The organism is Bradyrhizobium genomosp. I (2014), assembly GCF_000261685.1.
Taxonomy (GTDB): Bacteria; Pseudomonadota; Alphaproteobacteria; order Rhizobiales; family Xanthobacteraceae; genus Bradyrhizobium.
This window is the reverse complement of record NZ_AJQE01000161.1, coordinates 1-10,480: the sequence shown is the minus strand read 5'-3', so window position 1 is coordinate 10,480 and position 10,480 is coordinate 1. Positions and strand designations below refer to the sequence as shown.

Below are 10,480 nucleotides of genomic sequence, written 5' to 3'. Positions count from 1 at the left end.
GCTCGAGGGACAGCCGGCGGCGAGCCGTCCCGTCATTGACAGCCCGCCGATCACGCCCGAATTCGCCGCCTGAACCGTGGCCGTCTCACGGCTGAGCTGCGTTCCAGAGCATCGAGAGCCCGGCGGCAATCATGATCGCGTCCATCACCAGGCGGAACACGTCCGGCTTCAGATGCAGCACGAAGCGCTTGGCGATGAAGGCGCCGGACATCAGCGAGGCGCCCGCGATCAGGCCCTTTAGGAAGACGTCGCCGGTCAGCGCGCCGAAACGTTCGAAGGTCACCGATTTCGCGAAGTAGAGGCCGAGCGAGGACGCCGCTTCCGTTGCCAGGAAGGCGCCCCTGGAGAGGCCGTAGAAGAGGAACAGCGGAACGCTGAGCGGGCCGGTCGAGACCACGATGCCGGTGAGATAGCCGATCACGGCGCCGCCGATGGCGAGGTGCCAGAGATTGGCCTTGAGGTCGTGCCGCGCCAGCCAGTGCCGCACCGGCACCATCGCAATCAGGAAGATGCCGATGGTGAGGTCGACCGCATGCGAGGGCAGCGCCAGCAGCGTCCGCGCGCCGAGCGCAGCCGCCGGAATGCCGGTCACCGAATAGGCCGCGCAGGCCCGCCAATCGACATCGCGCCACCAGGCGAGGATGCGCGAGAAGTTCGCCATCACGGACGCCACCGCCATGATCGGCACGGCTTCTTTCGGCCCGTAGGCATAGACCAGCACCGGCATCAGCATGATCGACGAGCCGGTGCCGACGATGCCGGATATGGTGCCGGCGACGAGGCCGACGGTCAGGACGAAGAGAAAGGCCAAGGGGAGCGCTCCGGGAATTGGAGGACTGTAGCCCGTGAGGTCGGGGGGTGGGCGCAATTCGCGAACAATCGGTCAGGACGCCTCACGTTTTAGCGACGGACGCCGGTCCATGTCGACACGGCGCGATTGGCACTGCCGGGTAATCCGGCGTAGATATTGAGCTTGTTGGAGAGCCGGCCAATGGTGCAGGAGCGGGCAGCCAGGGTCGAGCGCAGGCTGTCGGCCATATTGGCCGCAGACGTGGCCGGCTATTCGCGGCTTATGCACCATGACGAAGAAGCTACGCATGCCAAACTGACTGCGCTTTTGACGGACGCAGTCACCCCAGCAATTGCCGAACACGGGGGCCGCATCGTCAAGAACACCGGCGATGGCCTTTTAGCGGAGTTCCCGAGCGCAGTCGAAGCGGTTCGAGCCGCCGTGCAATTCCAGACCCGCGTCAAGGAACTTACAATCGAAGATCCAGAAGCCAGGCGCATTGCCTTCCGCGTCGGAATCAATATCGGCGACGTGATCGTCGAGCCGAATGACATCTTTGGTGATGGCGTGAATGTTGCGGCGCGGCTTGAGGGCATCGCGAGGCCCGGCGGCATCTGCATGTCTTCCGCCGCCTATGATCAGGTCCGAGGCAAGGTTGGAGTTGAGTTCGCCGATCTGGGCGAGCAGAACCTGAAAAATATTGCTCGCCCAGTCCGAGCCTATGCCTTGCAGTTCTGCGATACGCTGCCCGCTGGTTCGGGATATCCGCTTGGTCTGTGGCTTGCGCGTGATGTGCGGCGAGCTCGGGTGGGGCTAACCTTGGTGCTTCTCCTGTTGATGGCTGGCGGCAGTTTTGGTTACTGGTACATGCATTCGCGCGAGCCGCACCTTGTGAACCACCGCCTATCGATTGTCGTGCTGCCGTTCACAAATTTGAGTAACGAACCAGAGCAGGAATACTTTGCCGAAGGTGTTGCCGACGATCTAAGCGCTGATCTTTCGCGTATCGAGGACAGCTTCGTGATCGCGCCGAGTACGGCCCGGGCCTATAAGAACGTTGATCCAAAACGCGTTCACCGCGAACTCGGAGTTCGCTACATTCTCGATGGTAGCTTGCGCAGAACGGAGTCAATTGTCCGGCTCAATGCCCGCTTGATCGATGCGCGGACCGGCGCAGAGATCTGGTCGGAGCGTGTCGACGGTGAGTGGTCCAAATCGTTGCAGCTTCAGGACGTCATCACGGGTGGACTGGCGCGGCGGCTTGATCTCGAATTGACCAACCAGGAAAGCCGCGACGCCGAGGTTGCGCGGCCCAACAGTCCGGACGCGGTCGATCTGACGATGCGGGGCTTGGCTGTGCTCAACCGACCCTATTCGCCCGAGCAGTTGGCCCAGTCGAAGGCCCTCTTCGAGCGCGCACTCCAGATCGACCCCGGCTACCCCAAGGCGCTCGTGGGCTTGGCAGATACTCTGGCAATGCAAGTCAATTATCGCTGGATCGATGCGCCCGCAGATCAGCTGCGGCGCGCTGAGACTGCGGTGGACCAAGTTCTGTCGCAGTTTCCCGGCGACGCAATGGCGCATTTTGTAAAGGGCGAGATCCAACGGGCGAAGGGCAGGAACGTCGACGCGGCGGTCGGCGAGTATATGGCCGCGATTGCGATAAATCCAAGTCTCGCCCCGGCTCATGGCGCGCTGGGCGCGGCCAAGATACGCGTCGGCCGCTCTGTGGAGGCGTTTGCACCTCTCCATATGGCCATTCAGCTCAGCCCCCGCGATCCGCTCCTAAGCACATGGTACTTCTACGTCTGCCATGCGCACAGCCATCTCGCTCAATACGATGAGGCTATCGACTGGTGCCGCCGCTCCATCGCGGTGAATCCCTTTTGGGTCGCCTATGCAGATCTCGCTGCCGCTAACGCAATGATGGGGCATGAGCGTGAAGCTCACGCCGCTCTTGCCGAGCTTCGTCGGCTCAAGCCCGATTACACCATTGCCCTTTGGATGCAGGATGGGTCTGCGTGGTCCGACAACGCCGTTTTCCTTGCCGAGTTTCGGCGTATCGCTGAAGGACTGCGCAAGGCGGGCCTTCCGGAGTGAAGGGGTAAGTCATTGAGCGCACAGGGGGCGGCTACTGTGCATGGGGTTGTTTTCTCATGCTTTGCCTGGGCGCCCGGCTGCTGACAGCATGTTGGCAGTAGGGGCCGGCTACGACCATGTGCTGACAAAACGGAGAGCGGATCATGCCGATCGAGGCAAGCTGTCATCGCGGTGAGACCGTGTTCGAGGTGACGGAGGCGCCTTCGAGCCTGACGCACTGCACCTGCACGCTCTGCACCAAGCGCGGCGCACTGTGGGCCTATTACACGCCGGCGCAGTTTCGATTGCTGTCACCGGCGGAGAACGTCGCGACCTATCTTTGGGGCAGCCGCACCGTCAAACACCATTTTTGCGCAAGCTGCGGCTGCGGCACCTATTCGGAGTCGCCGGACTGGTCGACCGGCAAGCCCGACTTCGACAATCCCAAGGTCGCCGTCAACGCCCGCCTGTTCGACGATTTCGATCTCGACGCCGTGCCGGTGAACGTGATCGACGGCAGGAATTTGTGGTGAGGGTCACCGCAACACCACCCACGCCGGCGCGTGATCGCTCGCGCCATCCTCGCCACGGATCTTCCTGTCGACGCCGGCTTTCGCCAGGAGCGGGGCGAGGGCGGGGCTGAGCAGGAGATGGTCGAGCCGCAGGCCGGCATCGCGCGGCCAGCGGTTTCGCTTGTAGTCCCAGAACGTGTAGATGCGCTCGCCTGGATGGAGCTCGCGGATCGCGTCGCGCCAGCCTTGATCGACCAGCGAGGCAAACGCCGCACGGCTCTTCGGCTGGATCAGCGCGTCCTTGTCCCACGAGCGCGTCGGGTAGATGTCGATCTCGTCAGGCGCGACGTTGTAGTCGCCGGCGAGCACGACGGGCAGATCCTGCTTGATGAACGTTTTGGCGTGGCGCTTGAGCCGCGCGAACCAGTCGAGCTTGTAGTCGAATTTCGGTCCCGGCTGCGGATTGCCGTTGGGCAGGTAGATGCTGGTGACGATGATGCCGCGCACGGCCGCTTCGATGTAGCGGGCTTCGAGATCGTCGGGCCTTCCCGGCAAGCGGTCGCGAGTGAGAATCGGCTCGGCGTCGCGGGCGAGGATGGCGACGCCGTTCCACGTCTTTTGTCCACACCATACCGCGCCGTAGCCCGCCTTTTCGATCGCGGCCGCCGGAAATTCGCCATCACTTGCCTTCAACTCCTGAAGCGCGACGACATCGGGCTTCGCGAGGCGCATCCATGCCAACAGATTGGGCAGACGGCGGTTGATGTTGTTGATGTTGAATGTCGCGATCTTCATGTAGAGAGCTACTGGCTCCTGCCTTCCGTCACCGGAGATACCATGTCCAAGTTGAGCTTCGTCACCATCGCACTCGTCGTCGCGTTCTCCGGAGGCGCATCGGCACAATCGTCCGATCCGCGCGGTGCGTGCAAGGCGGACTATGACAAATTCTGCGCCGGCGTCGCGCCGGGCGGCGGGCGTGTCGTCGCCTGCCTCAATGGCAAGCGCGACCAACTCAGCGCTGCTTGCAAGACGGCGATCGACAGTCGGAAGAAGTAGGTCTCGCGCTCCGGCTCTGCAGCGCAGTACGCCGCGAAGGCTGCGCTGCGGTCGGGGCACGAGAGTCTCTATCGGGACCGGGACTAGCTCGGCAGCGGCGGCGGGCTCGCCGGCTGCTCGACCGGGGACGGCGAAGGAGGTTGTTCGGTGGCCGGCTTTGCCAGCGGCTCCTCGACATTGCCGCCCTTGTAGACTCGGGCATAGCGGTGGCCGAGGCTGGTCAGCACCTCGTAGCCGATCGTGCCGAAATGGTGCGCGAGTTCGTCGACGGTGATGCCGTCGCCGAGCAGTGTCACCATGTGGCCCCGCCGCGCCGCGTTCGGCGGCAGGTCGGTGATGTCGATCGCGATCAGGTCCATCGAGATGCGGCCAGCGACCGGGCAGCGCTTGCCGGCCACGATGATTTCGGCGCCGCGGGTGCCGTCGTTGGAGCTGGCGGCGCGGAAATAGCCGTCGGCATAGCCGACCGCGATGATCGCAAGCTTGGTCGGCCGCCGCGCGGTCCAGGTGCCGCCATATCCGACGGTCTCGCCGCGCTCGATGGTGCGGATCTGCACGATGCGCGCCTTGAGGTCGACCACCTGCTGCATCGGATTGTCGGCCTCCGGCGTCGGGTTGACGCCGTAGAGCGCAGCCCCCGGCCGCACCAGGTCGAACTGAAAGGGCGCACCGAGGAAGATGCCGGAGGAATTGGCGAGGGCCGCCGGGACGCCTGAGAACTCACTGGCAATGCCGCGGAAGGCTGCGAGCTGTCTTGCATTGACCGGGCTGTTGAGCTGCTCGGCCGAGACCAGATGGCTCATCACCAGCGTGATGCCGTGATCGCCGGCGTTGATGCGGGGAATGATGGCCTGCGCGTCCGATAACGTCAGGCCGAGCCGGTTCATGCCGGTATCGATGTGAATGGCCGCGCCTCCGGTCCAGCCGCTGCGGCGGCAGAACACGTCCCATTCGGCGAGCTCGTTGAGGTCGCCGATCACCGGACGACAATTGATCCTGGCGTAGTGCTCGCCGGTGTTCTGGAAATAGCCGCCGAGGACGTAGATCGTGGGCTCCGGAACGGCCGCGCGCACCTTGCGCGCTTCCTCGATGGTGGCAACGAAAAAGGTCTTGCAGCCGGCCTTGCTCAGCGCACGGGCGACCTGTTCGGCACCGCAGCCATAGGCGTCGGCCTTGATCACCGCCGAGCATTCGGCCGGCACCGCCGTCTTCTCGAGCTTGCGCCAATTGGCGATGATCGCGTCGAGATCGACGGTCAGCACGCCGCCATAGGCCGCGAGCGCGGCAGCCTGATTGGCCTCCGCGGAGAGTAGGCCGGATTGCGGGATCGTTTTCGGGTCGGACGCCATTGTCATGGCGCCGTTTTACGCAAGAGACAAGCGCGGTTCAACCCGCGGAACTCGGTGAGGACCTAGTAGTCGCTGCGTTCCGGCAGCTGGCCGTCATGCGCGAGGTCGCCGAAGCGCGTGACCGAGGCGTCGAAGTGCAGCTCGACCGTGCCGGTCGGACCGTGGCGCTGCTTGCCGATGATGACCTCGGCGCGGCCGACCGTGCGCTCCATGTCGGCCTGCCATTTGGCGTGTTCCTCGGTGCCGGGACGCGGCTCTTTCATGGCGAGGTAATATTCCTCGCGGAACACGAACAGCACCACGTCGGCGTCCTGCTCGATCGAACCGGATTCGCGCAAGTCCGAGAGCTGCGGGCGCTTGTCGTCGCGCGATTCCACCTGGCGCGAGAGCTGCGACAGCGCGATGACGGGGACGTTGAGCTCCTTGGCCAGCGCCTTCAGGCTGGTCGTGATCTCCGTGATTTCCTGCACGCGGCTGTCGCTCGCGCGCTTGCCCGAGCCGGACAGGAGCTGGATGTAGTCGATCACGAGCAGATCGAGGCCCTTCTGGCGCTTGAGCCGGCGCGCGCGCGCCATCAGCTGCGCGATCGACAGGCCGCCGGTGGCATCGACATAGAAGGGCAGCGACTGCAGCTCGATCGAGACCTGCCGGATCTTCTCGAAGTCGGCCTCCGAGATGCCACCGCGCCGGATGTGGGAGGAGGGAATGCCGGTGCGCTCGGCCACGATACGCGTGGCGAGCTGGTCGGCCGACATTTCGCAGGAGAAGAAGCCGATCACGCCGCCATTGGCGGCCTTCATGGTGCCGTCGGCCTGGAGCTCACCGACATAGGCCTGCGCGACGTTGTAGGCGATGTTGGTTGCCAGCGAGGTCTTGCCCATGCCGGGGCGTCCCGCGACGATGATGAGGTCGGAGTGCTGCAGGCCGCCCATCTTGGTGTCGAGGTCGCGCAGGCCCGTCGAGATGCCCGACAGCTTTCCGTCGCGCTGGAACGCTTTTGCGGCGAGATCGACCGCGACCGTCAGCGCCTGCGAGAACTTCTGGAAGCCGCCGTCATAGCGGCCGGATTCGGCGAGTTCGTAAAGCTTGCGTTCGGCGTCCTCGATCTGCACCCGGGGCTGGAAGTCGACCGGTGCGTCATAGGCGACGTTGACCATGTCCTCGCCGATGCCGATCAGGTCGCGCCGCAATGACAGGTCGTAGATGGTGCGGCCATAGTCCTGGGCGTTGATGATGGTGGTGGCCTCGGCGGCGAGCCGCGCCAGATATTGTCCGATGGTCATGCCGCCGACATCGGTGTCGGCGGGCAGGAAGGTCTTCAGCGTGACGGGCGTCGCGATCTTGCCCATCCGGATCAGGCTGCCGGCGGTCTCGAAGATGGTCTGGTGCAACGGCTCGAAGAAATGCTTCGCCTCCAGGAAATCGGAGACGCGGTAGAAGGCGTCGTTGTTGACCAGGATCGCGCCCAGAAGGCTCTGTTCTGCCTCGATATTATGCGGCGCGCTCCGATAGGCGGGAGTTCCGGCGTCGGGCGCGAGTTTGAGAACGTTCGAATCAGTCGGGGCCATGGTCGGACGTGCTTAGCAATTTTCCTGGGCGGATGCGGGGCCGGGATAAAGCGCCGCCTCGGTCCAAAGCGGAAGCAAAAGCTGACCGCTATCAACCGCTCAGTTAAAATGGTGGATGATTGGCGGTCGCAGCACGCGCCGCGCTTGACGGATTTTCGCGGAACTCGCTCGTCCCAGAAGCGGCCGCGGTCGCACCATGGAAAAATCCCGAAACCGATGAACCCCGTAGACTTGCGCGCAGACGTATTCAGAGCGCGCGAAATGACGCACGCTGGCCGCCTTCGGCTCGGATTCAGACCAGCAGGAGGTAGACCAACGCAACCAGGGCGGCCCCGACGCCGGTGACGATCAGGGCATAGTCGGTGCGGAGGTCGTCCTGCACGTCGAATGAGGTTTGAGGCTTTTTGCTCATGGCGACGGTCTAGGACAGGCCCGACCGGGGTTATGTGAAGCAGATCACATCTCCCCGGATTCTTTCGGGGGTAATGCCGGAACAGGAAGGCGGGCCGGAGATTGTCCCATTTCCCCGCCAACAGGGACGAGGCGAGCGATGCGGCCAGAACGGCAGCACCAGAACTGGCGAAGCGAGGCAGGCAGCCGGCTTTGGCTGTCCGGGTTGATCGCGGCCATGCAGCACGCTGAACGGGCTGACGTGCGTCGCCAGCCGGTCGCGCCCGAGATCCTGCTGCAATTGCGGGCGCAACTGGCGTTAACGACTTCTTTCCGGACCTCCCGGATGTCGACCCTGCGTTAGGACCGTTGACCAGGGACCTGGACCTATTCACCAGCCAGCTTGAGCCAGGGCTTGGTCGCGCCTTCACGAGCCCGCAGCCGGGCTTCCTCCCGCGGGATGTAGTCGCGGGTCATCGGCACCACGCCCTGGCAACGGGTAAGCTGGATCTGGAAGTTCATCATGGCTTGCTTGCGGAACGTCATCTCGCAGGCCGCCAGATAGAATTCCCACATCAGGGCGAAGCGCTCGTCGTAGAGCTGCACGGCCTCCTCGCGCCGCGCCATGAAGCGCTCTCGCCAGGCCTTCAGCGTCTCGGCGTAGTGCAGGCGCAAAATCTCGATGTCGCAGACCAGGAGGCCCGCGCGCTCGATTGCCGGCAGCACCTCCGAGACGGCGGGGATGTAGCCGCCGGGGAAGATGTATTTGGCGATCCAGGGATTGGTCGAGTCCGGGCCCTGCGAGCGGCCGATCGCGTGCAGCAGCATGACGCCGTCCTCGCTCAGCAATTCGGCGCAGCGTTGGAAGTAGGCGTCGTAGAATCTGGCCCCGACATGTTCGAACATGCCGACCGAGACGATGCGGTCGAACGTACCGTCGATGTCGCGATAATCTTGGAGCAGGAATCTGGCCGAGCCCGTCAGGCCTTTTTCGGCGGCGCGCGCGTTCGCGACCTGCAACTGCTCGGTCGACAGCGTGACTCCGGTGACATCGGCGCCCGCGATCTCGGCGAGATAGAGCCCGAGGCCGCCCCAGCCGGAGCCGATGTCGAGCACGCGCTGGCCGTCCTTGATGAGGAGCTTCGCCGCAATGTGCCGTTTCTTGGCAAGCTGCGCGTCGTCGAGCGGCATCTCGGGCGTTTCGAAATAGGCGCAGCTATATTGCTTGTCGGCATCGAGGAAGAGCGAATAGAGCCGGCCGTCGAGATCGTAGTGATGGGCGACGTTGTGGCGGGAGCGGGTGCGGGGATTGAACTGCTTCAGGTGCCGCGTCAGGTAGCGCAGGTGCCACCACGGCTTTGCCCACTGCGGCAACAGGTCGGGTTGATCGAGCAGGATCGCGAGAGCATCGGCTATGGTGCCGCGCTCGACCACGAACTCGCCGTCCATATAGGCCTCGCCAAGCCCGAGTTCGGGATTGATGAGGATCTTTCGCTCCGCGTCCGCGGTGACGAAGCGCACCGCAACCGGCTCGCCAAAGCCGTCGCCGACGGTAAACTTCGATCCGCTCGCGCCGGTCACCGTCATCGACCCGCGGCGGATGAATTGAGACAGGAATCTACGCAACAAACGGTCCATCGACATTTCCTCTCGAGCGAACCCGAAGGATGCGACTAACCCGGCCTTCACATCTGACGCCCAGGCGCCGCAGCGGTTCCTATGCGTTTGCATCGAAAATCTAGCGAGGCGGTTCCAGTCGCGCTATGGCGTTACATTCAATGCCGATATTCGAAAATCGCTTAATCACATCCTTGAGCGTGGAGCCTGCTTCCATTCGCGGCTCAATCGGTTAAAAGGTGACCGCCGCCGCGCCGGAAGCCGGCGCATTCGCGGAATTCAATGGAGATGATGGGAATGTCGAGCCGAGCGCTCAGCCTCGCGACGGTATTGCTTCTGATTGGCTTCGGCGCAACCGATGCCGTTCTTGCGCAGGCGACGAACCTCGAGGCCGGCAAGACCCCGTCCCAACTCTTCGCGCAGACCTGCAATGCCTGCCACAAGAGCCCGCGCGGACTGTTGAAGTCCGTCGCGCCGGGTTCGCTGCCGGGATTCCTGCGTCAGCACTACACCACGAGCTCGGACATGGCGGGCGTCCTCGCCTCCTACCTCGTCTCCAACGGCGCCACCGACACCCGCTACCAGGCCAAGGACGGCAAAAAGGACGGCGCCAAGGAGAAGGAAGCGAGCACCACTCCGGGCCAGTCGCCCGAGCATCAGGGCCGACGCCACCGCTCGCAAGAGGCCGGCAGGCCGGAGGGCGAGGCCACGCCGGCCGCCGCCGAGGGCGCGCGCCAGAAGCGCGCTGCGCGGCCCGCCGAGGAGGGCGCGAGGCCGGAAGGACAGGCAGCGCCCGAGGGGCGCAAAAGCAAGCGGCGCGCCAAACCCGGGACCGAGGAAGCGCCGAAGGTCGATTCCGCAGCGCCCGCTGCCGAAGACAAGAAGACCGAGCCAAAGCCAGAGACGGTCAAGGCCGACAGCGCCAAGGCAGAGCCCGACAGCGGCAAGGCATCCGACAAGGCATCCGAGAAGCCGGTTGAGACCAAGCCTGATAGCGCGAAGGTCGAGCCGCGTGGCAGCGAAGCTCCGGCGTTACGACCCGATCCGGTCCCGCAGGTGACGCCGGCTGCACCTGCGGCCGCAAAGCCCGCCGAGCCGGCGGCGCCAAAGCCGGCGGAA

At 64.3% G+C, this 10,480-nt stretch carries 10 protein-coding genes; 5 read left to right on the top strand and 5 right to left on the bottom strand.

The genetic code is table 11. The features are described 5' to 3' along the window. Positions 1 to 85: 85 nt before the first annotated feature. The gene (locus tag IC50_RS15220) at positions 86 to 811 is read right to left on the bottom strand and encodes a sulfite exporter TauE/SafE family protein (RefSeq protein WP_035705933.1); all 726 of its coding nucleotides are present in this window, start codon (positions 809 to 811) and stop codon (positions 86 to 88) included. 180 nt (positions 812 to 991) lie between these two features. Here IC50_RS15220 and IC50_RS15215 point away from each other — a divergent pair, with 180 nt between their 5' ends. Continuing rightward, positions 992 to 2,890, top strand: coding sequence for an adenylate/guanylate cyclase domain-containing protein (locus tag IC50_RS15215; protein WP_035705940.1), 1,899 nt, complete (start codon positions 992 to 994; stop codon positions 2,888 to 2,890). Between the two features lie 143 nt (positions 2,891 to 3,033). Then, a complete protein-coding gene (locus IC50_RS15210) occupies positions 3,034 to 3,402 on the top strand; it encodes a GFA family protein (RefSeq protein WP_035705930.1) in 369 nt (122 codons plus the stop codon). A gap of 3 nt (positions 3,403 to 3,405) precedes the next feature. Here IC50_RS15210 and IC50_RS15205 read toward each other — a convergent pair whose 3' ends face one another. Continuing rightward, positions 3,406 to 4,176 (bottom strand): exodeoxyribonuclease III, encoded by a 771-nt coding sequence (locus tag IC50_RS15205; RefSeq protein WP_035705926.1) that lies wholly within the window; start codon positions 4,174 to 4,176, stop codon positions 3,406 to 3,408. A 42-nt stretch (positions 4,177 to 4,218) separates the two neighbouring features. Between IC50_RS15205 and IC50_RS15200 the strand changes: the two genes are divergently transcribed. Beyond that, positions 4,219 to 4,437 carry a cysteine rich repeat-containing protein gene (locus IC50_RS15200; protein WP_035705923.1) on the top strand — a complete coding sequence of 73 codons (219 nt, stop codon included), beginning with the start codon at positions 4,219 to 4,221 and terminating at the stop codon, positions 4,435 to 4,437. A gap of 83 nt (positions 4,438 to 4,520) precedes the next feature. Here IC50_RS15200 and alr read toward each other — a convergent pair whose 3' ends face one another. Continuing rightward, a complete protein-coding gene (gene alr, locus IC50_RS15195) occupies positions 4,521 to 5,786 on the bottom strand; it encodes an alanine racemase (RefSeq protein WP_035705920.1) in 1,266 nt (421 codons plus the stop codon). A 62-nt stretch (positions 5,787 to 5,848) separates the two neighbouring features. After that, positions 5,849 to 7,354 (bottom strand): replicative DNA helicase, encoded by a 1,506-nt coding sequence (locus tag IC50_RS15190; protein WP_035705916.1) that lies wholly within the window; start codon positions 7,352 to 7,354, stop codon positions 5,849 to 5,851. 550 nt (positions 7,355 to 7,904) lie between these two features. Here IC50_RS15190 and IC50_RS15180 point away from each other — a divergent pair. Continuing rightward, on the top strand, positions 7,905 to 8,108 hold the full coding sequence (locus IC50_RS15180) for a hypothetical protein (RefSeq protein ID WP_035705909.1): 204 nt from the start codon (positions 7,905 to 7,907) through the stop codon (positions 8,106 to 8,108). Positions 8,109 to 8,131: 23 nt separating this feature from the next. On the opposite strand, the gene IC50_RS15175 is transcribed toward IC50_RS15180, so the two are convergent. Continuing rightward, on the bottom strand, positions 8,132 to 9,382 hold the full coding sequence (locus IC50_RS15175) for an SAM-dependent methyltransferase (protein WP_035705938.1): 1,251 nt from the start codon (positions 9,380 to 9,382) through the stop codon (positions 8,132 to 8,134). Positions 9,383 to 9,658: 276 nt separating this feature from the next. Between IC50_RS15175 and IC50_RS15170 the strand changes: the two genes are divergently transcribed. After that, positions 9,659 to 10,480: hypothetical protein (locus tag IC50_RS15170; protein WP_035705935.1), on the top strand; the 822-nt coding region annotated here is incomplete at its 3' end.